This window comes from Bartonella tribocorum CIP 105476, assembly GCF_000196435.1.
Lineage (GTDB): Bacteria > Pseudomonadota > Alphaproteobacteria > Rhizobiales > Rhizobiaceae > Bartonella > Bartonella tribocorum.
Map to the genome: position 1 here is coordinate 2,014,597 of NC_010161.1, position 21,282 is coordinate 2,035,878.

Consider the following 21,282-nt stretch of genomic DNA (forward strand, 5'->3'; position numbering starts at 1 on the left):
GATGACTTGAAAGAATTTTTATTAACTCTATTTGATAGTGTAAATTATGCTGACACTTTTTCACTCTCCCCTATCCACTGCTTCGCGCTTCATACGCCTCATTCTTGGGGAATATGGTATAGCCACGCAACTGATTGAAGAATATGAATGGGCTAGAAGACACGAATTTCTCGCTCTCAATCCTGCCGGTCATGTTCCCGTTTTTCTTGATGAACACGAGGTTCCATTATCAGGTCCCTTTGTTATCTGCGAATATTTAGATGAAACCCATGGAAGTTTACGACAAGAAAATAAACTCTTTCCGGAAAACCCTTTAAATCGTGCGGAAGTACGCCGCCTCAATGACTGGTTTTTAAATAAATTTGAAAATGAAGCAACGCGTCATATTGTCCGAGAACGAATCCATAAACGTGAAATGCCCCTCGCCATTGGCGGTGGAGCACCCAATTCACAAATTTTACGCAATGCACGGGCCAATATTCCACCCCATATGAACTATCTCAATTGGCTTTGTGCCTCTCGCGATAGCTTAGTGGGTTCTACCTTGTCCTATGCTGACCTAGCAGCCGCCGCTGCTGTTTCCGTCCTTGACTTTCTAGGGGAAATTGACTGGGAACAATCCCCTGCTGCTAAAGACTGGTACATGCGGATTAAATCACGCCCTTCTTTTCGTTCTCTTTTAACAGATCGTGTTCGTGGAATTGTTGCCAGTGCTCACTATGCCGATCTTGATTTCTAGCTTCCTCTTACAAACAAAAATAAAAACCCATCATATCTCTTATTCCAAGCCTTCTTATAATACACCTAAAAAAATCTTTTTTGCCGTATCACAAAAAGTTCCGTATAGAGATAAAGACATTTAACAAAGTGTTTTAAAGTCTCTCTTTAAAAATAAGAGCTGTAGCACCATTAAAAGCTAAGCAAATAAAATAACCATACCATGTTATCCTCCATTCTTCCCCATATATGAAAAAACGCATTTCATGACATGCATAACTATTTACTCTTAATAGAAAAAAGCTCTATCATGTGTTTTTACAACATAACAATTTTTTCAACGAGCTTCCCTAAAAGGGAGAAAATCCAACCAACGCTCGTGTGTCAACAATTCAATTTTTCAAGCATCTTCCTGTTTTTGACGTCTTTTATGTGTTTTTATTCATAAATAACGCATTGATTAAAAACGATAATTTTTTAATTGAAGCATAAATTTCAAATACTTTTCACGCATAATCCTCCTCACTTAAATCAATTAAAATCTCTTTCTTACCACGTCATAAACGGGATTGGTGTGTGAAAAAATTGTATAAGAAAAGAATAAAATCCCTATGAATCATTTCAAATACCAAAGCAAAGGCTGGCAAAACGTATAATGATACCTAATTTGCACTTTTATGAAGCATAGCGCTGCAGAATAGATTTTATATTATTCATTGGAGATTTTCTCATTATACCATCCACGAGAACTATCGTGAAACGAGTTTAGGAACATTGAAACATATTTCTTTAAAACACACACATGAATTGGCAACATACATGTATTTTATTTGAAGTATTTTATTTTACATGAAGAAATGTGCCTCTATTCAAGAACGGGAGAAATAAAAGCGCCACAGCAATGTGCAATCTCCATGAGACTTTACAAACAAGGCTCACCCTATTCATCACACACTTTAACAAAAAACATCTCTCTATAAATTTTTTAATCTTACCATCACTTACCCTAAACAATAGAATTTTACAGTACAAAAGGATAAGTTAAAGTAGGAATTTTTTTTCTATAAAGATAAAGAACGGTTGGAAAGAAGGTAAGAATTTGCCTATACTACGGTGGTGTAAAGTATTATAAGGAGATAAAAATGCGCCTTACAGTTGTTGGTGCAAATGGAAGAATGGGACGTGAACTCATTACAGCAATCCGGCAAAGGAAAGATGTAGAGCTTTGTGCTGTTCTTGTACGCAAAAACTCACCTTTTGTAGGAAAAGATGCCAGTGTATTAATTGGCTCAGACTCCCTTGGAATTCGCATCACAGACGATCCTGAAAATGCCTTTTCAAGCACAGAAGGTATTGTCGATTTTTCACACCCCCAAGCCAGTCTTCTTTATGCTGACTATGCTGCTCAAAAAAAACTTGTCCATATTATCGGCACCACAGGATTTAGCAAAACAGAAGAAGAAAAAATTGCAGAGTTTGCGAAATATACAACAATTGTCAAATCCGGAAATATGAGCCTTGGAATAAATCTTTTAGCCAACCTTGTAAAGAAAGCGGCCAAAGCATTAGAAGCCGATGATTTTGATATCGAAATTTATGAAATGCATCACGCGAACAAAGTTGATGCCCCTTCTGGAACCGCTCTTCTTCTTGGACAAGCAGCGGCTGAAGGTCGCAATGTTATGCTGCAAGATGTACGTATTAACGAACGCAATGGCTATACAGGGAAACGCGAAAAAGGCTCCATTGGCTTTTCTTGTTCACGGGGTGGAACGGTTATTGGCGAACACAGTGTCATTTTTGCCGGCTCCCATGAGCGCATTGTTCTTTCACATACAGCGCAAGAACGCTCTATCTTTGCCAATGGCGCATTAAAAGCAGCTTCGTGGGCAAAAAACCATGCAAATGGTCTTTATTCAATGCTCGATGTCTTGGGATTAAACGATCAATTTTAAACAATCAAAAGAGGCAATTCATAATGGGACGCACACTTGTACTCATCCGTCACGGACAAAGCGAATGGAATCTCAAAAACCTTTTTACGGGTTGGAAAGACCCTGATTTAACAGAAAAAGGGCATGCAGAAGCGATAGCAGCAGGAAAAAAACTAAAAGAAACTGGTGTGAAGTTTGATATTGCTTATACATCTGCCTTACAGCGTGCCCAAAAAACGGCTCAGCACATTTTAGAGCAAATGGGACAATCAGATTTAGAAATGATCAAAAGCGCCGCCTTGAATGAACGTAATTATGGTGATCTTTCTGGTTTAAATAAAGATGAAGTACGCCAACAATGGGGAGAAGAACAAGTGAAAATGTGGCGCCGCTCCTATACGATTGCGCCTCCTAATGGAGAAAGCCTACGCGATACCGGTGCACGCATTTGGCCTTATTATCTTTACCATATCCAGCCTCATATTTTGCGCTCTCAAACTGTTTTGATCGCAGCACATGGAAACTCTCTTCGTGCTCTTATGATGGCGCTTGAAGGTCTAAACGGCGAAGAAATTATATCTCAAGAATTAGCGACCGGTATTCCTATTATTTATACCTTTAATCCCGATTCAACCATTTCATCAAAGACAATCATCACACCTTAAATTCTTGAAAGTGTAATAGTGTAATGGAGTTAGAGCATGTAATCTAATGCTGTCATACTTTAAAATGAATAGGTTTCTCACCTCCTCACCGTGAAAGATCAATGTTCCTACTCTCTCTCCCATTTGTCATCAGATGAGTTTCTCTTGCAATTATTCATGATCTTTGAAGTTTCTCCACACCGTTCCACTTTCAATATTGTGTTTAACTTCGTTATTTCATACCGGATTAATAAAAAATGAAAATGAGACATCGGTCACATTACACTTTATAATATGCATGATATGCATAAAGGTAGCTTCCACTATCCGTACCCAAAAAAAATGTTTCGATAGTCGTATAGATAATTTTATTGACAGAATTACTTCACACGCTTAGATGATTTTTATAAGCCCAGATGGCGGAATTGGTAGACGCGCAGGTTTCAGGTACCTGTGCCGCAAGGCGTGGAGGTTCGAGTCCTCTTCCGGGCACCATCAAATTTTATATCAGCGGTAACTTCTTTTTTATTTTACACGCGTTCTTTCATGTGAGAGCCATATCAATAAACATAAGAGAATAGGATTTTCCGATATACCTCTTAATTTTTGTGAATCCGGACTTCTTTTCAAAGTATTTTTTGACATCCTTAATGCCCAAAAGAGCTCCCCTTTTAAAAAAATCTCTTTTATGACAATCATTCAACCTCAAAATAGGCATTCAGCCTCAAAATAAAATGAATCTTGAATGTTGAAAAAACTATCCCTCAAATCATAAGGAAAAATTTAACTTCCCTACAAAACCTATTAAATCAAGACAAAAGCCTCTCGATCATAAAGTCTCATGATCATTCATCTGGCTCCTCCCAATAAAAGAGATAATCCCTAAATGTGCTCATGTATTATAATTGACGACCAATATCATAATCTATGAGAGAAAAAATTTTTACGCTTCATTATTTATCATTCAATAAAATACCCTAACTCATTAAACTTCAAATCCAATCAAATTGGAAAATCAGCACAGAATGGTGAACCATAAAAGTTAAAAGAAAATGGATTATATGAGACGATAACGAACAAGAAAAATTCTCTTTCCTGAAATCATTTTTCAAAAAAATTATCTGATAAAAAAGTAGAAGAGAATAAAAACAGAAATACATTTAAAAAAATATATATACACGCATACTTACGCATAAAAAAATGTTCTTTAGTGGTAAACTCAAAAATAGTTTATTACCAATGATATGAGAAAAATTTACTTGTTACAGCAACATGAATCAAGAAAAATCGTAGAAACATAGAGTGTATAATCATCTGTCACGAGAAAAAATTTTAATCACATATCTAAGTTCTGTTTTTTGAATCTTCTTTTCTTGTTTTATCTAAAACATGAGACAATCTATTCAATTATCGGTATTACATATCACCATGATTAAAAACGAATGCCATAAAAAATTCAAAGCATCGTGCCGCTTTTATTGTTCTTTCTCCAATAACCCCTCGATTGCCGTATCTCGTTCTTTAATTACTTTTTCTAATTCTGCAACGACCTTTTTATACAATTTCGAACGCTTCGTATAAGAATAACCAAGCATAATGATTGCTATATGAAAAAGACAACTAATAATTGTACTTATGAAAACAAACAATATCATAAGAGTCATTATTTTTCTCTCCATTTTTGTGCTGCAAAAGCTTTATCTCGCTGCTGAAAAGTGTCTTCTAATTGCTGAAGTGTTCTTTTCAATTTCTTCGTCAATCGTATGTGTAAAATTAAAATAATCGGAATAGCTATACAACAACAGATCAACATAAATAGGCTCAAGATACAGATAAAAGTAAGAATATCAAACTCTCTGACCCCATCCAATACTTGGATAAGGGACTCATCCAATATTTGGGTAATAACCTCATCTAACGTTTGGATAACAGAGTCCACTGCCAAACTGATAATAAATATGCAGAGGATTATTTTATAGTCCTTCGATGAAAGCGCCATAGCTTCTTTAAATGCTAAAACTTTAGATTCTTTTTCAGATGCTGAAGAAACTTCCGAAATCTTATTATCTTGTTTTTGAAGTGTCTCATGCAATGGTTGTGTTTCTTGTATTGTCATACTGGTCTCATTTTATTCTTCATTTTCAGAGCGTGTTTCTCGCGCGTTTTCATCTCTTTTCCATCTCTCTTTTTCCGCTCTTTCACAGTTCCTGTTACACAAAAAACAAAGAGTTCCTATAATAACTGTAACGGATATAATGAGCACAATTGCAAATCCCACCGTTCACTCCTTTTTCAATGAAATCATTGTTCATCGTCTCATGCATTCTTTCCCATTTGCATCAATGAACAACTTTCTATTTCTTATCGCGATATTTTCTTCAGATTTTGAAGCCTGTTATTTAAACGGTCAACTTCGTGATTGAGCCTTTCAAGTTCTTTATTGAGTCCATCAACATGTCCATGATGTTTAGAAATTACTTCTAAAATATGTAATGATTGAGACTGATCTTTAAGCTTATTGGCTTTGTCTAACTCTCGAAAGGCCTCTGTCCTTTTCTTAACATGTTCAAATAGCGTGAAAAACGTCCCGATCCGCTCAAAAATTGCAGCATTTCGCTTTTGAATTATCTCATGCTGATAAGTAATTTGTTTATTGTTTGGCATATTTTTCAGCAATGCCAAATAGAGTTCCTGCTGTTCAAAAGCTATTCTCTCCAAATCCTCTAGCGCTACCCCTAATAACTTCATTGTATCGTTCCATCCCCGTTCCGCATTTTCTTTTTCAAATTTTTCTGAATCTAACATCTGAACAGCATCATCCCGTTCCTTAACGACTTGAGAACAGAATAATTTATCGACCCCGCTATAGCCATATGAGGCGGACACAAGATAGGCGTGCAAAAATATGATAAGCAATAAGCCTTCTCTCAACAGAATTTTTTTTGTAAACATTTTTCTATTTTCTCGTACAAAATACCTTAAAATAAAGACCTAAATTCTCATCAAAAGATTCGTATTGAAGTTTATTCAATCTATTTAAAATAATCTACGATAAAAAAAAGGGATAGATTATACACTAATGAAATATTCTACAAATAAAATAAAGATATAAAAATTAATTTATTCAATAGATTATTTATAAACTTTTCTGTTTAGCTCTATGTCTTTATGGGAGAAGTTTAATGACTTTATACGTAAATTAAAAAGAACTGAATATAATATTGAAAATTAATCAAAAATAGTTTTTTGATTAATAAGTATCCCCCCATGAAATGAGGCAGACACAAAAACAGATAAAATTAATCAATGGTATTGAATGATATAAAGTTACTTTTAATAGAAATTTGTTTTGTATCAGAAGCAGTAAAAAATTGTATCTTTTACAAAAATTCAAATTTATTCATTTTCTATATTACATTTTATGTTATATTCTTTGAGTTAATTAAATATCACAGAATATTAAACTGATAGGATACATTTTTCTCAAGCGGCATTTTTTAGAGAAAATTTGATTTAATCAGTGGGGACAAGCAATGAACGAAGATATAATTTGAAAAGACAGTATAGAGTGTTATTCGTAAAAGAATACCATTTTGGAGAAGGCTAAAGAAATATTTATGATCAATGATATAAGTGAGAGACATGAATTGGGGGGAGGGCGTGATCTTTCTTACAGCGCAGTAGATTAAAAAAGCAGATGAAGTTTAAAATTCACCATTATTCATCATGAGATGAAAAACTTTCATTCCACGTTTGATTTTTTGTTTTGAACTATTTTCTTGTTCTGTCTGTAATATCTGAAGAATATCTTTAATAAGCACTCTTTTAGGGTGTCGTTTCCATGGTCAAAGTAACGGTTATTGAGCTTCCATTCAGGATACTATTTTGCAAAAGGAAATCGTTATTTCAGACTATGGTGAGATTTATATATTGAGTCACGATATATCATGCCCCCTCCTCTTTTATCAGAAATTTAATTCTTAATCGTAATGATATGATCAAAATAACAAACCTCGAGAGACAATCTTTTTAATAAAATGAAAGTAAAGATGAGCTCTGAAAATAACTTTTTTAGACGTAAATTGATATACTGAGAAACAGTCATAGAGTAATGGGGGGAATTACAAATGTTGATGCGTACAAAAAAAGAGATCAAAAAATCACCTAAAACCAATTTATGGATCATTTCGGCTCTTTCACCTGATCAGCAAAGAGAATGGATCAGTGAATGGTGTGTAAAAAATAAACAAACCTCTATAAATTCTGATTATGTCAATGATCTCTCTATCTTGAGTTCATTTTACAGATCTAGACAAAATGATTGCTATGGAAGCAACAGCCCCTCAAATCATTTCCCTCAAAAAATGACGATCTCATTTATGAGGCTTATGTTGCTCCTCATAACCACTTTAAAGTTGCTTCATTCCCTCTCATTATTAATACGCTGTGAAGTTCCATATAGACCAAAGTGCCTTTTAAACTTTGGAGTGGTTATAAAAAACAACTTTTCACGGTTTTTTGAAAGGGGATATGAAACCGCTACCTTTTCACAGAAAAATGTTCTCTTCAGTGCAAATTCTCATTGCACAGTCTATGGAACAACACAATGAACAGAGCACGCACTCTTGCTCTTACCTATGGTGCTTATAATGCAATACGCATGCTCATTGGTGTCTACCATGCGATTTTTTTAATGTCTATGGGGGTCAGTCTCGCGCAATTAGCCCTACTTCAGGTTGTCTTTTCAACAACTATTCTGCTGCTTGATTTTCCTTGCGCTGTTTTAGCGGACAAATATCGACGTAAATATTCCGTTATAGCTGGCGTCTTTATGACGGGAATATTTTATCTTCTCTGCCTTCAAGCGCCCAATATGACGGCGCTTATTATTGCACAAATTCTCTATGCAGCAGGCATTTGCATCATTGTCAGCGCCATTGACGGATGGATTTACCATTCTCTTGGTGATAAACACGATCACTTTTCGCATTATGCGCATCTTTATCACCAAGTTAATTCTTTCGGCAGTATTTTCAGTGGAATTGTGGGCATTGGAACGATTTATTACTCTGGGCAATATTTTATGGGATATATCATTTCATGCCTCATGATGGGATTTATTTTTTTGGTCTTCCTTATTGTTCCGGAAGAAAAGAAATCGGTGATTGAAACACACAAAACAAAGACGATCTTGCAAAATGCTAAGGAAACACTCTGGATCTTTCAAAACACTGTAGGCGGAGCATGGTTTATTTTCCTGATGTGTCTTTTTAGCGCGGGTATTCAGATTATTTATCATTTCTGGCAACCGATCATACTTTCAGGTGGAAAAATTGATCACCTCAACGGTTCACAAATGTTCGTTTTGATGTGCTGTCATATCGGAGCCTTTTCAGCGCAATATTTTTCAAATTTACTGATGTCGAAATATCATGTTCTTGATAAAAAATATAAGAATTCTATAAAGTATTTCTCTTTCTTTTCTGCGCTGATGTGCATAGCGCTCTATTTTTTAGTCCATAACAATCAAACGGCTGCCTCCGTCATTGCCTTCTCTTTAATCCATGGATTTATTTGCACTGTACCCATAGGGGCAAAAAGCTTATTTTTCTCAGAACTAAACCAAACACAAACACAACATATTTCCGGTGTTGTCGGTGCTGTATCTTTTAGCGGAAGAATATTTTCAATTACCGTATTAAGTATTATTTCTTTTCTTCCTGCAAAAGTTCCACCCTCTTATTACCTCATCTTACCAACCCTTACTTTTTTTATGTGTGGTTTGGTTATCATGAAATGGATGAAACACTCTCAAAAGTCTTGATAAGAGGAAAACGATAAAATTATCACATGCAATTTTTTTCTCAAAGATTTTGTCCTAAAAGAGATCTGGGCTTCTTTAGACTCTTGAAACATCTCGCTTTCAACAGACAACGTATCCATAAAGAAATAATTTATAATAATAACTCACAAAACCCGAATATCATTAGATTTTTTAAAGTATTGTTTCATTTTGAATCGATCAAAATCATTTGCTTGCACGCCATAAGCGGAAAGAGCCATATGAGTAAAACCACTTTAGAAAGGAAAGAAGCCTCTTATGAACGTTTATAGGGCTATTACAACATGGAGACAAGTATACAATATGCCGCCTTGTTTTTTCATAAGTATAAAAATGATGTGCTCTGTAAGCTTTATATTATTCACAGGAGCTTTTGCATTTTATACCATTCACGAACACCATTGCGAAATGAGCTGGGGAGTGTTGAGAAATATTTCTTTAAAACCAGCGCATAAATTGGCAACACGCGTATATTCTGTTTAGAACATGCTTTTTTACATTCAGGACGTAATCACAAACGGGATAGACAAAAGTATGAGCCTCATAATCTCCATTATTTAACGGACTCAACTTCTAAAGATTTATGAAGGTTAGTAAAGCCGAATTTATAAGGTGATGAGTGATGATAAGATGGGAACTGATTTCTATCTTTTTCGCTTTGATATTTTTTTTTAAATGAAATAATCCTCCCACTTTTAGAATTTGTTCTCTAACAAGTTACAATATTTTCTCCCCTATTTGACCTACAAAAGCTGATACAATGTTTAAAGCAGTAAACCGTCTTAAATATTTATCTTACATATACTGCTGTGTTAGAAGTCGATATTGATTGACACGCCATAGAAAAAGCAAAAGCTTAGAAAACCACGTCACAAAACAAAAAATATGCCTTCAATAGATTGGAAAAATATAGGGATATAAAACACTTTGTGGAACAACATCCCTCACACATTTAACTTTACGCTTACTTATTCTTATAAGTGTTCGTACAGCTTTCTATATTCATAAAAATCCGTAAACAATCTTTCGCTAAAAAATATGAAACATCCATGTGATGCGACAACAAAGCTTCGCCTTCCTTTATCAACAAAAGCATTTATCAACAACAACATGAGAAATTTTCAAACAAACCACTCTATATTTCTCGCAATAATTTTTTTCACAACTGATCAAACGGCATTTAATATAAATTGGCATGGCGATTTACATAAAACCGATTAGGTTTGAAACATCCTCTATTGGTTTGGCTTTAGTTTACGCCATGAGAAAAAATCTTGTAACTTGCTTCATGAAATATGGAAGGAAACAGGTATAAAAAATCAACACAAAGATTAAAAAACATGGATTGCGAAAATGAGCAGCAATATGCGCGGCTAATGCTGGAGCTATAGTTTCACAAATGAAAGTACTGTTGGTTGGACTGAAGATAAAGTAGCATCATTTTACACCAAAACCGCGGATAGAAAGCATCTAGCAATAAAAGCCAATCAAAAAACGATAAAGAATTGAGAGAAGATAGATAGAAAAATAAGTTAAAAGAATCAAAGGTTTTAAAATTCCCGAACTTTTATATAATGCACACATTTTATTGAAAATGGCGGAGAGGAAGAGATTCGAACTCTCGAGAGCCTTTTGAGCCCTACTCCCTTAGCAGGGGAGCGCCTTCGACCACTCGGCCACCTCTCCAAGGAGAGGCATAAAGGGTATCAAGAGAAAGTTCAAGACATTTTCGATTTTTTTCCCAAATATCTGACATTTTTTTCCTTTGTTGACTCCATAGAAACCAAAAGTTAACAAAACAAAAATTGTGTCTTTTTTATCACATCTTCTCGAATAGTACATGGATACATTACAAAAAGTTCATTTCATATTTGAAACTCTAAAAAGATTAGTATAGCTAGAATGATAAGTACTGCGTATTTTACTTATGCCTTTGTCTTGAATGCATGAGGCAAGTGACATTCTTTAGAACAAAGATTAAACGGACCTCGGAGATCCCATATGAATATTAAATCCCTCTTTTTAAGCTCTACAGCAGCTTTTTTAGCAATTTCTGGAGCACATGCTGCTTCAACAGTTGTTGCCGAACCTGAACCTGTCGAATATGTTCGCGTTTGTGACGCCTACGGAAAAGGATATTTCTATATCCCTGGAACAGAAACCTGCATGCGTTTGTCAGGAAGTGTTCGTACTGATTTCATCGGCGGTGGTAATATCGATGCAACCACTGAAGCTGAGCTGAACCAAAAAAGAAAAACCTATAGTGCATCATCACGGCTTACCCTTGTTTTTCAAGCCGCTTCTGAAACAGAAATGGGAACCCTTCGTTCATATGCGAGAATTTTCTCAAGCTGGGGCAATGGTCAAAATAAAGCTGGGGCACAACTTTCAGCCGCTTACATTGAACTGGGTGGTTTTCGTGTAGGTCTTGATGATACCATTTTCAACAGCTGGACTGGTGGTTATGGAAATGTTCTCAATGATGATAGCATAGCACCTGCCGGTACAACACGCACCAATTTTATTTCCTACACCTTTAATGGAGATACCGGTTTTTCTGCTATTATCGGTGTTGAATTAGGCAATAATGCAGATACTCTTCCTAGCGTAGCTGAGGAAAGAAACTTGCAAGGGAACTATATTGAGAAAGATGGGAAACTTATTCCTATCACGAAGGATACTGCTCCAAGTAAAGCAATTAAAAATTACACCCCCAATGTGGTTTTGGGTATAAAGTTTATGCAAAAATGGGGTGGGTTTTCAGCCGTTGCTGCATATGATGCTTACTACAAAAAGTGGGCTGGAAAAGTTCGTGCAGATTTCAATGTTAACGATCGTTTCAACCTATGGGTAATGGCTGGCTATAAAAATGGTGTTGATTACTACACAGAAAACGCAGCTGGTGAATTGTCACGACAAAGCACAACGATCTATGCAAACTGGGGTGGTAAATGGGCTGCTTGGGCCGGTGCTACTTACAAGCTCACGCCAAAGGCAAATTTGAATGCTCAAGTTTCTTACAGTGCTGTCAAAACCTTTGCGACGTCTGTCAATATTGCATACACGCTGGTTCCAGGTTTTGTGATTACACCTGAATTGACTTATGTTTCTTGGAATGATGACCGCGTTCTAAAGGATGCAAGTGATAATGAAAAACATTTACTCCATGGGAAAAGTGCTTTCCAAGGTATGATTCGTTTACAACGTTCATTCTAATTCTATTAGGCTATAGCTTTGAAAAACTGGCAACATGCGTTGCCAGTTTTTATTTTTGAAATCAAATATCATGAGCCGCCTTTTCTGGTACCGTATTTTCTTATCTTTCTGACAAAAAACAACTTAAGTTTCACAAAAATACTCTCAAGAAACGTAAACCGAATGTGCTTGATAAAAACGACTTCGCACAGTGTTACCCATAAATTAAAAAAATCTCTTCCCCGCTCTTTAAAGCGTACCGCCATTGCTTTATTACCCAACTGATCTTTCTTAATAATCGATATCTAACCTTTGTCATTTAAGACATGATCTTCTCAAGTAAGTCTCACCCTGAATATTCAGTTTCACTGTATTGAACGAGAGCCCCATCCCCCTCAAAAAACAAAGATTCCTCCAGCATCAGTTTGTAAACAATCCGATTGCTCTGGAGAGGCCACTTAGCTGATAACTTATGATTCACTTGCATAAGGCTCTACAGACAAGTCTCATCCTGAATATTGCCACTCTCTATTTTTAAATACTTAAATTAAGTGTTGTGTTCTTTATGTCTGCATCATCACTTTCAATGCGGTGTTTAACAGCATAATAGAATAAAACATTGAAACAAGACAGAACATTGATTTATAATGATAATTCATCGTTATTAAACTTGATTGAGACTCCTGAATACGTACAATTCTCTCATTTCAAATCTCTCCTTGTTGAATCAATCAAAATCACTTTCTTGCACATTCCAAGCGAGTGGGTCATGTGGAAAAAATTGACCAGAAAAGACTAAAAATGACCATAACGAAAGCTTTCAAGAGTTAAAGGTTTGTACAGCAAAATTAGAGGTTGAAAAAATATGTAATGGTATCAAATTGCTCTTTTTTAAAACATAAAGACGGTAGTGTTCAATAAATTTTGTATTATACTATTTATTCACAAGTACTGTCGCAAAATGAGCTTGGAAGCAAGATCCCTCTTTGAAACAAGCATGTAAATTAGCAACACTGCAATGCATTAAAAATCTTGAACATCAAGAAACATATAACGATGCCATTATCCTCTAAAGTAATAAAAGAGAAAATAGATATATCTTCAAAAAACGAGTTCCCCTCCCCTCAAAGGATAAAGATTCCTAGCAGTATCAATCACAGCCCTGTTTCTCTTGCGTCTCATCACATTAATTTATAATTATAATTTATTATTTTGTATATTGAATGAAAGACCTTTAATATCATTAAAAGAACTTTCATTTCCCCCTACTCTAGTGAATCTATCAAAATCATTCTCTTGTACATCACAAGGAAGATTGGCGTATAAATAAAAACTGTACAAGAAATACCTATGAATTGTTCCAAATGTCAAAGATTGTCGCGGAACATTGAGAGCGAGCAACGTGTATAACAGTACCGACTTGCTCTTTTATGAAACGTAAGAATGGTGATGCACAAGAGACGATACTCTTTACGAAGGTGTTTGTAAAATCTGTGCGTGTGACACACACTGAAAAATATTTTTTTAACGAACAGGTAAACATACAATAGGAGTCTATTTTGTTTGAGGCATTCTATCTTGCATAAGCAGCATGCCTCCATTATACACAACAGCTGAACTTTACACGTTTTTAAAGAAAGTAGAATATAAGACAAAGAAACAATAAGGGTTAATCTGTGCAAATCATAAAGTGTTCTATAGAGTTATATTTCCATAAAACGCCTTACAATTTTTAAAACGATAAATGCTCTTTTCTACATAAAGCCAACCAGCAAAAAGTAGGCTCTCTTAAGAAAAAAAAGCGCTCACACGCAATCGTAACCCTATTTTCCATTAAAACACATTGAATTTACGGAAAATATTTATCAACCAATGCATAAAGAATTGCCGCTGTTTCAACATCAAGAATCCCATCATAATTTTCTTGACGAAAATGAAGTTGAAAAGCTCGGACCAAATTTTTGTATCCTATTTCAGTACCTGCAGCTGAAATATCATACCCATAACATTTTAGCTTTGTTAAAACCTCCTCTCTGGAGGGAAAACTCTTAGAGAATTGCTCTTGATAATGACTTTTTAGTTCATCGTCATACCATGCTCCTATACCTGCCCTATAAAGTTCTTTCCACGGAAAAGCTGCTCCCGGATCACTTTTTCTCCCAATGGCAATATCACTATGCCCCACGACATCCGTTGGCATAATGTCAGGATAGCGCTGAAGAATATTCAATGCAAGCTCTTTAACCGCATCAATCTGTATTGGATTATAAGGAGGAAAGCCCACCTCCTCACTACGATAATCCACTAAATCAAAGGTCTCTTCTGGAGCACCAGAATGACCTGTTGCTAAATTAACAATTTCAATCCCAATAGATGCATCATTGAAATGACTATGCCCAGCCCATGAACTCACACCCGCATGCCATGCACACTCATTTTCATCAACCAGATTAAAAATACGCATATCCTTAAATCCTGCCTCACAATACGTCCGCTCTGAAGGATCAGGAACAAGATAGTGTGCACTAACCTTTTCTCCCGTAAGTGCCATAACCGAAGCTTTAAAATCAAGAGACGTATAATGCATAACAAGAAAACGAACGCGACGATTAAAACTCTTGACAGAACGATAACTGTTGTAATCAATCCGATACATAAAAGCCCTTTCTTTTTGGTTTTAAAAGACCACCGCGTATCACAACAGATAGGACACAAAACGTTGAAGAATATTCAATGAATTTGCCGTTTAGACACTAAGAATGACATCAAAAATTTATTCATCTACAGCATCAATATTCTTATTAACAATCAAAATCCATTTTTATTTCTCCTTAACACACGTATAAAATGTTTTTGACAATATCCACAAACACAGCGCATCAAATATTTTCCAAACAATGATCAATCGAAAAGAAAATAAAAGCGCAAAACGATCACTTTTTAAATCTTCACATTTTACAAAAAAGCTGTTCCCGTTATCAAATGGATAAATATATCGCCTTGAAGCAAACACGCAACTATTGTGTCATTTACACAAAAGCATAAAGGAAAAACTTTATGCGATCTTTACAGCGATTTATAACCAATGGACAGCATATATTCGCAACCAACGCTTCACGGACATATTTTTCAATACAATTTGCAATGCTTTCCTGTCCATGATGCTGCTTCTTGTCTTTTCACAACATCTCTTGGCTCATTTACAAAACTTAAGAAATACAAAGTCTCTGGGTTTCTTTCATATGCTCTTAAATAAAAGATAACATATTCATTTATAATGATCATTAATCTTTTTTGTGCATCTTGGAGAAAAGAGCCAAATACAGTCAAATTTCTTTTATCTTAAATCTTTTTATATTGAATGAATCAAAGCCATTCATTTGCACATCAAAAGCAGAAATGAACATAGAGATAAAAAACACTGAAGATAAGAAGTAAAAATACTTCTCATAATAGACAAAAACAACATCGTATGATGCATATATCTTATGCTCTTAATCTCAATAGCAAAATCCATTGCAACATTGGGTGCTAGAAAAGTGACACCACGAAAATCCAATCGAGCATGAACCTTCAGTATTTTCGCTGATAATATAAAAAAAGACCGTTGAAAACCAATGAGAGATCTTACGGAGATCTATCCGCAAACCAACCTCACTTTTAGCACCAAAGAAAAACAGGAAAAAGATATGAGAACTGGCGCTCTCTTAAATGATGAGCAAGTTTTTTTCTGCTTCTCCTTGATCTGTTAGAGTACCAAGCAAAAGAGCATCGCATTCAGAAATTTTTACCAAACCGCTTGAGAAAGACAATCCCCTTCCTGCTTGCAACATTTCCACCCCATATCACCATAAGTGAATTCAATGGCAACTGTCATGGGCTCTAAGATCTTCAACGCCCCTCATAGATTTCTGATCCTATCCCATTACTCAGGTAGTAGAAGAATTTTCTTTTTCATAATCTCTCCATCCATTCGCTAAGGATTGCATTTGTCATAACAGGATTATCATCCCACAAACGCGTACCCGCCCCAGAAATTATTCGATATTCATGATTGACACATTGGCTTTTTGTTTGATTATCAACCGTTGCAAGTTGTGATTTTTCCCCCACCAACGCTAAGAACTTCCCCGTATACTTAACAATCTCATCTCTAGCATCCAATGCCAATAAAAGTTGAAATCCTCTTGTCATTCGTTCAATGGCAATACTTTTTTGATCTTGTGAAATTTCCAAGGCAATTCTTTTTTTCACAACGCCAGAAGGATGCATAAAACCATTGAGTGTTTCCAAAGCGCCTAACAAATCATTATTTTCTAAATGAATCAAAATATCTCCAAGGCGCCGTTGCAAAAGCTTATCTGGATAGCCAGGGGCATTGACAGCAAGTACCGCTTGAACATTAGGAAGCCGTGCTGCCAATATTTGTACCAACATGCCAGCCATAGAAAATCCCACAAGTACTGCAGGCTCTTTAAAATATTTTTCCAATTTTTCTTTTATAAAATATAAAGTTTCTCCAGCAGAATGATTGAGAAAATGAGCACTCTTAGGAAAAAGTGAGAGTGTATCCAGTAGCGTCACTTGGAACCCTTTTGTCGCGCATAGCTTTGTCAATGGAGAACAAAAAGCACCCCCATCCCAAATTGGCATTACGGGAGAAAGAATAACAACAGGAAGTCTCAATTGATCAATTTCTCCTCTTTCTTCAAAAACATGCATGACAGGAGAAAATCTTTCCCCCCAATATCATAAAAATACAGATATATTAAAACTCTACGCCCACAAAATCCCCCCATAACAACCAATTTTTTTTCAAATTCAAACGAAACTTATGAACAATTTTAAACCCTCTCAATCAAACAACTAAATAAAAAAACATTCAATAAGAGAGTCCCCATTCGTTGAAAATATCAGAACTATTTCTGCATAATGCTCCTTTTTATCACTTTCACTCAGCTTATTTCTGAAGTCATAAAATGACGTGCTTTGCAAATATAAATGATAAAACCAATCATGCAACACACTGCTAACAACGTTGCCATAGCCCGTGGACTATGACCAGAGATTTTTCCGATAACCGCTGCACTAAGTGCTGCACTTCCCAATTGCAAAGAGCCCATCACCCCAGAAGCTGCTCCCGCAGCTTTCGGATGCGATGAAATAGCCAACGCTGTCCCTAACGGCAATAAAAAACCATTGCCAAAAGTAAGAACAGCAATAGCCATAAAACTTGTCACAAGAGGCCATGGGCTTAGATACATTTGCAAAGCAAACAGCATGCCTCCTATCACAAAAATAATGTACCCTCTCCCCACCGTCTTTTCCATAGACTCGCGTTCAAAAAACCATCGCGCCAAAAAATTTCCCAAAATATAGGGCAATGAGACACCAATATAGCTATAACTAATATGTATAGGCGATAAACCTAAAGTCGTGAGTAAAAAAGGCGATTCCACAATATAAGCAAAATAGGCAGCGTAAGAAAAACACGGAATAAGTGCATAAAAAATAAATTGTTTATTTTTAAGAACGCCCCAATATCCCTTCATAAATCCTACTGGAGAAAAAGGCTGTCTCTTTTGAGGATGAAGAGTTTCGGTTAGCACAAAACAACACAGCAAAATAGTCAAGGATATAAAAAAGCTTAAAAAGATAAAAGTTGCCTGCCAATGAAAAACTTGGATCAAAAGTCCACCAATAAAAGGTGCAAGTGCTGGTGACATTCCAATAAAAGGGAAAACAATCAAATAAAGTTTTCCTGCTGCTTTTTTATCCAACAAATCATTGATAATCGCGCGGCTTAAGACAATCCCCGCACAAGCTCCAAGCCCTTGCAAAAAACGTAAGACAAGAAAAGCCTGAATATGAACCGTATAAATCACCCCAATTGTCGTGAATAACCACAAAAATAAGCCTAATAGAAGTGTTTTTTTACGCCCAAAATTATCACTCAGCGGTCCATAAATAAGCTGTCCAACGGCCAATGCAAACAAAAAAACGGCCACCGCACTCTGAATTTGAGATTGCGTCACTTGATAATACTGACGCATATCTGCCAGTGCGGGCAAAAAAATATCGGTAGAGATCAATCCCCCTGTCGATAAACACACAATAAGTATAATAAATGGCAAAGTATATTTACGATTCATAAATAAAGTCACACTTTTAAAGTTACAGATTGAATATAATTCATTAAAAATAACAAATATAATTATATTTTTTCTTATATAGATAAATAATCATGATTAAAAGTGTTATTATTTTACATGATAAAATTAAATTTTTATTATTTTTTAATCAATAAAACTTTATTCTCCATGCTTCACAGGAAAAAAATCACCCCATGCATAAACTTTTCTTTAATATACACTTTGCTGTAAGCTTCCGCTTCTTTTTTCATTCATGAGCAAAAGCACACTCTCTCTCCACAGCAATAATGCCACTTTCTATAAACCATCCATCAAAATTGATTGATAAAATGCCAAGCAGAAAAAATCTCTGACGTCTCTACCCCAAAAACCCCACGGTATAAACAAAGCATGTAACACAAAAATAGCCCCAAAAACCTATCAACATAAATCATTATTGTAAAGCGTTGAGGTCTATTAGACTCTAGAGCATAATGACTCTTCTGCAAAGCACCAAAAAAACAATATATTGTACTTATTTCATAAAACCTTTTACTTAAGCCAAACATAACAAAAACGACTGTCTCATTTATTGACAAATATTATAGTATAAAAAGTTAACACGCTTTTTCTTTAACCTAATCCATAAGCTTTTATAATATTCTGAGTTGCTCGTTATTTTTGCCCTAACGCCTGACTTTCTAGCTCTGTTTTATAAAACATTCCTCCCATAAAAACAGTACTCTTCTGAGCGTATATTCTACTTACTTTATAAGCTAGAAGCCAATAAACGACAGCACTCCATTTTTCAAATTTATTCTCTCCCGTGACAGATGCGATGATAATATACATCATAGGTGAAAAACACACCTTTCTTTAGGCATAAATGAGATCTTTAGAATTGTTTGTCTATCAACATTGTTCTTCTCATAAAAAATGTTTCTCATAATAAACGTTAAAGCGTTTTTTTCTTCATTTTTAGCACCTATCCATCTATTTTGGAACATAATTGACAATAAGGCATTGTATCTCCAGCATATTCAAGGAGATAAAACATGGAAACCCGCATTCCTGAAAACACACCTTTCGATACGAATTTTCTAGGGAAGACATCCCTAGAGACAGAATATCCTTTTTTTCAAACACCCATTTCATGGTCCGCCATTTTTGCCGGATTGGTAACGGCTCTTGCCACCTCAATCTGTTTATCTTTTCTGGTCACAGCATTAGGATTGAGCCAAATAGATTTCACCTCTTCAAGCCCTTTTGAAGGCTCTTTCCTCTCCTTTGGCACAGGCTCTCTTATCGTTATGCTGATAAGCCTTGCTTTGGGAGGTTTTGTTGCCGGACGTTTTGCCGAAACCGCTGGGGTTCTGCATGGTTTCTTAACCTGGGCTCTCATAACACTTCTGATGACTCTCCAAGCCATTCATGTGGTTTCAAGCACAGCAAAAATAGGGGCTAAAACTGCCCTCGAAAACAGCTCCATGATCGAAAAGACCATAGACAGTTTCAAAACAAATATTTCCCCCCTGCTTACAAAATTAAACAGTGAGGATTTTGCAAAATTTTTGACAAAAAACAATGACAATGGCATCAATTTTGACCAACTTGGCAATGAGTTGCAAACTCTTCTCCATAAAAGCGACATTCCCGCCCTCAACCCTGAGCGCTTAAAAACATCTTATCAAGCAGCACTCAACGATATTGGTTCTGCGATAACCGCTTTTAAAAAGGACCCTTCTCACTACCGCCAGACTTTAAAAAATCTTGGTGAACGTCTTTCTGATCGTGTAGAAGATCTCACGACAAAATTTAATCGAGGCGATATCATCAATGCTCTCATGAAGGATGGCATGCCCCGTGCGGATGCACAAACAACAACCAACCGTGCCCTTCAACTCTATCAAAATGCAGAAGAAAAAACACAAAAAGCGATTAAAGTGCTTGAAGAACGGGCTGAAAGTCTCTCTGACAATCTTGAAGATACGATCAAGGGCGCAAAAAACACAGCCACGAAAGTGACGAACACAGCCTCAAAGATGGGATGGTGGGGCTTTTTAGGCAGTCTGATAGGCGCTTTTGTTTCCAGTATTTGTGGTTATTATGGTTACAGAAGCCGTAAGGACACTTTCAAGTTTTAAGACTTTTACCTCTAAAACAAACCGAGAAAAAGCTGTACAAAATGTGCAGCTTTTTTTACTCTTACTTGAAAAGCTTTTTGTATAATATGGCAGCTGATACACTCTCTTGCGATACCAGACACAAGTCTTTCGAAGTTCAAACATGAAAGCAGAACACTTGAAATGAGCTATAATGTGCTCATCTCCCCTAAAAATCAAAAAATCTCGAAGAGAACAGCCTATCTTTTTAAGAAAAATCTATAGTGCTCTTCATAAGGCAATGTGTATCCTTTCAAAAGAAATAGCAGAAAAATCAAGTATCTCTTTGTGATTAAGAAAAAAGCTGATATCATACATCAATCATATTGCTAAAAAATTTCTCAAAACAATAATGATATAACCTCAAAAAATAAGAAATATTTTAAATAAACATAGCATTTGACAAGAAAATAAATCCATGCTACGTGTTATAATGCGGTATTTTTTCATTTAAATTATCATGTATTTTTATCAATTATAAGGGGAGGAATATATGAATATTTCACTTAATGAAGTAAAAGATGTTATTGAGTTAGCTTCTGAAGAGATTGAGCCAGTAAGGAGAGGGAGTAAATACGCTCAGCGCAGCGATGTTCAAGCATATCAAGATGAACTTGATATGAATGGTTCGCTGGAAGTTTAAGAATGTATTGTTAA

14 protein-coding genes, 2 tRNA genes and 1 pseudogene are annotated in these 21,282 nt (G+C 35.7%); 9 read left to right on the forward strand and 8 right to left on the reverse strand.

Features of this window, described 5'->3' with window-relative positions; translation table 11 throughout:
* Window positions 1-46 precede the first annotated feature (46 nt).
* The 4 genes from BTR_RS08905 to BTR_RS08920 all read left to right on the forward strand — a co-directional run bounded on the left by BTR_RS08905 (window position 47) and on the right by BTR_RS08920 (window position 3,790).
* Window positions 47-739, forward strand: a complete 693-nt coding sequence (locus BTR_RS08905) for a glutathione S-transferase family protein (RefSeq protein ID WP_012232235.1) — start codon at window positions 47-49, stop codon at window positions 737-739.
* 1,120 nt (window positions 740-1,859) lie between these two features.
* Window positions 1,860-2,672, forward strand: coding sequence for a 4-hydroxy-tetrahydrodipicolinate reductase (gene dapB / locus BTR_RS08910; protein WP_012232236.1), 813 nt, complete (start codon window positions 1,860-1,862; stop codon window positions 2,670-2,672).
* A 23-nt stretch (window positions 2,673-2,695) separates the two neighbouring features.
* Window positions 2,696-3,316 (forward strand): 2,3-bisphosphoglycerate-dependent phosphoglycerate mutase, encoded by a 621-nt coding sequence (locus BTR_RS08915; RefSeq protein WP_012232237.1) that lies wholly within the window; start codon window positions 2,696-2,698, stop codon window positions 3,314-3,316.
* A gap of 389 nt (window positions 3,317-3,705) precedes the next feature.
* Window positions 3,706-3,790 (forward strand) — tRNA-Leu (locus tag BTR_RS08920).
* 1,168 nt (window positions 3,791-4,958) lie between these two features.
* Here the strand turns inward: BTR_RS08920 and BTR_RS08930 are convergent.
* Window positions 4,959-5,411, reverse strand: coding sequence for a hypothetical protein (locus BTR_RS08930; RefSeq protein ID WP_038473920.1), 453 nt, complete (start codon window positions 5,409-5,411; stop codon window positions 4,959-4,961).
* Between the two features lie 245 nt (window positions 5,412-5,656).
* Window positions 5,657-6,100 (reverse strand): hypothetical protein, encoded by a 444-nt coding sequence (locus BTR_RS08935; protein WP_244393437.1) that lies wholly within the window; start codon window positions 6,098-6,100, stop codon window positions 5,657-5,659.
* 1,801 nt (window positions 6,101-7,901) lie between these two features.
* On the opposite strand from BTR_RS08935, the gene BTR_RS08945 reads away from it, so the two are divergent.
* Both BTR_RS08945 and BTR_RS13500 read left to right on the forward strand, forming a co-directional pair.
* Window positions 7,902-9,119: an MFS transporter gene (locus BTR_RS08945; protein WP_012232239.1), complete on the forward strand. Its 1,218-nt coding sequence runs from the start codon at window positions 7,902-7,904 to the stop codon at window positions 9,117-9,119.
* A 1,348-nt stretch (window positions 9,120-10,467) separates the two neighbouring features.
* Window positions 10,468-10,646: pseudogene (locus BTR_RS13500) on the forward strand (tyrosine-type recombinase/integrase); the annotation flags it as partial.
* An 86-nt stretch (window positions 10,647-10,732) separates the two neighbouring features.
* Here BTR_RS13500 and BTR_RS08955 read toward each other — a convergent pair.
* A tRNA-Ser gene (locus BTR_RS08955) sits at window positions 10,733-10,823 on the reverse strand.
* A gap of 315 nt (window positions 10,824-11,138) precedes the next feature.
* On the opposite strand from BTR_RS08955, the gene BTR_RS08960 reads away from it, so the two are divergent.
* Window positions 11,139-12,353, forward strand: coding sequence for a porin (locus BTR_RS08960; RefSeq protein ID WP_012232240.1), 1,215 nt, complete (start codon window positions 11,139-11,141; stop codon window positions 12,351-12,353).
* Window positions 12,354-14,181: 1,828 nt separating this feature from the next.
* On the opposite strand, the gene BTR_RS08970 is transcribed toward BTR_RS08960, so the two are convergent.
* From BTR_RS08970 to BTR_RS08990, 5 genes are all read right to left on the reverse strand, one after another.
* Window positions 14,182-14,988, reverse strand: a complete 807-nt coding sequence (locus BTR_RS08970) for an N-acetylmuramoyl-L-alanine amidase (protein WP_012232241.1) — start codon at window positions 14,986-14,988, stop codon at window positions 14,182-14,184.
* A 1,051-nt stretch (window positions 14,989-16,039) separates the two neighbouring features.
* The gene (locus BTR_RS13660) at window positions 16,040-16,165 is read right to left on the reverse strand and encodes a hypothetical protein (protein WP_280109577.1); all 126 of its coding nucleotides are present in this window, start codon (window positions 16,163-16,165) and stop codon (window positions 16,040-16,042) included.
* 121 nt (window positions 16,166-16,286) lie between these two features.
* The gene (locus tag BTR_RS08980; protein WP_038474669.1) at window positions 16,287-17,018 is read right to left on the reverse strand and encodes an alpha/beta hydrolase; all 732 of its coding nucleotides are present in this window, start codon (window positions 17,016-17,018) and stop codon (window positions 16,287-16,289) included.
* A 269-nt stretch (window positions 17,019-17,287) separates the two neighbouring features.
* The gene (locus BTR_RS08985; RefSeq protein ID WP_012232243.1) at window positions 17,288-18,484 is read right to left on the reverse strand and encodes a multidrug effflux MFS transporter; all 1,197 of its coding nucleotides are present in this window, start codon (window positions 18,482-18,484) and stop codon (window positions 17,288-17,290) included.
* A 654-nt stretch (window positions 18,485-19,138) separates the two neighbouring features.
* Entirely contained in the window at window positions 19,139-19,318 is a 180-nt protein-coding gene (locus BTR_RS08990) for a hypothetical protein (RefSeq protein WP_038473933.1), read from the reverse strand.
* A 200-nt stretch (window positions 19,319-19,518) separates the two neighbouring features.
* On the opposite strand from BTR_RS08990, the gene BTR_RS08995 reads away from it, so the two are divergent.
* Both BTR_RS08995 and BTR_RS13175 read left to right on the forward strand, forming a co-directional pair.
* Window positions 19,519-20,607 carry a YrzE family protein gene (locus BTR_RS08995; protein WP_012232244.1) on the forward strand — a complete coding sequence of 363 codons (1,089 nt, stop codon included), beginning with the start codon at window positions 19,519-19,521 and terminating at the stop codon, window positions 20,605-20,607.
* 511 nt (window positions 20,608-21,118) lie between these two features.
* Window positions 21,119-21,268 carry a hypothetical protein gene (locus BTR_RS13175; protein WP_012232245.1) on the forward strand — a complete coding sequence of 50 codons (150 nt, stop codon included), beginning with the start codon at window positions 21,119-21,121 and terminating at the stop codon, window positions 21,266-21,268.
* Window positions 21,269-21,282: the final 14 nt, after the last annotated feature.

Bases quoted from the DNA above. Each gene is read 5' to 3' on its own strand.
- BTR_RS08905 (WP_012232235.1), top strand. From the start codon at position 47: ATGCTGACACTTTTTCACTCTCCCCTATCCACTGCTTCGCGCTTCATA.
- dapB (WP_012232236.1), top strand. From the start codon at position 1,860: ATGCGCCTTACAGTTGTTGGTGCAAATGGAAGAATGGGACGTGAACTC.
- BTR_RS08915 (WP_012232237.1), top strand. From the start codon at position 2,696: ATGGGACGCACACTTGTACTCATCCGTCACGGACAAAGCGAATGGAAT.
- BTR_RS08930 (WP_038473920.1), bottom strand. From the start codon at position 5,411: ATGACAATACAAGAAACACAACCATTGCATGAGACACTTCAAAAACAA.
- BTR_RS08935 (WP_244393437.1), bottom strand. From the start codon at position 6,100: ATGTTAGATTCAGAAAAATTTGAAAAAGAAAATGCGGAACGGGGATGG.
- BTR_RS08945 (WP_012232239.1), top strand. From the start codon at position 7,902: ATGAACAGAGCACGCACTCTTGCTCTTACCTATGGTGCTTATAATGCA.
- BTR_RS08960 (WP_012232240.1), top strand. From the start codon at position 11,139: ATGAATATTAAATCCCTCTTTTTAAGCTCTACAGCAGCTTTTTTAGCA.
- BTR_RS08970 (WP_012232241.1), bottom strand. From the start codon at position 14,988: ATGTATCGGATTGATTACAACAGTTATCGTTCTGTCAAGAGTTTTAAT.
- BTR_RS13660 (WP_280109577.1), bottom strand. From the start codon at position 16,165: ATGTTGCAAGCAGGAAGGGGATTGTCTTTCTCAAGCGGTTTGGTAAAA.
- BTR_RS08985 (WP_012232243.1), bottom strand. From the start codon at position 18,484: ATGAATCGTAAATATACTTTGCCATTTATTATACTTATTGTGTGTTTA.
- BTR_RS08990 (WP_038473933.1), bottom strand. From the start codon at position 19,318: ATGATGTATATTATCATCGCATCTGTCACGGGAGAGAATAAATTTGAA.
- BTR_RS08995 (WP_012232244.1), top strand. From the start codon at position 19,519: ATGGAAACCCGCATTCCTGAAAACACACCTTTCGATACGAATTTTCTA.
- BTR_RS13175 (WP_012232245.1), top strand. From the start codon at position 21,119: ATGAATATTTCACTTAATGAAGTAAAAGATGTTATTGAGTTAGCTTCT.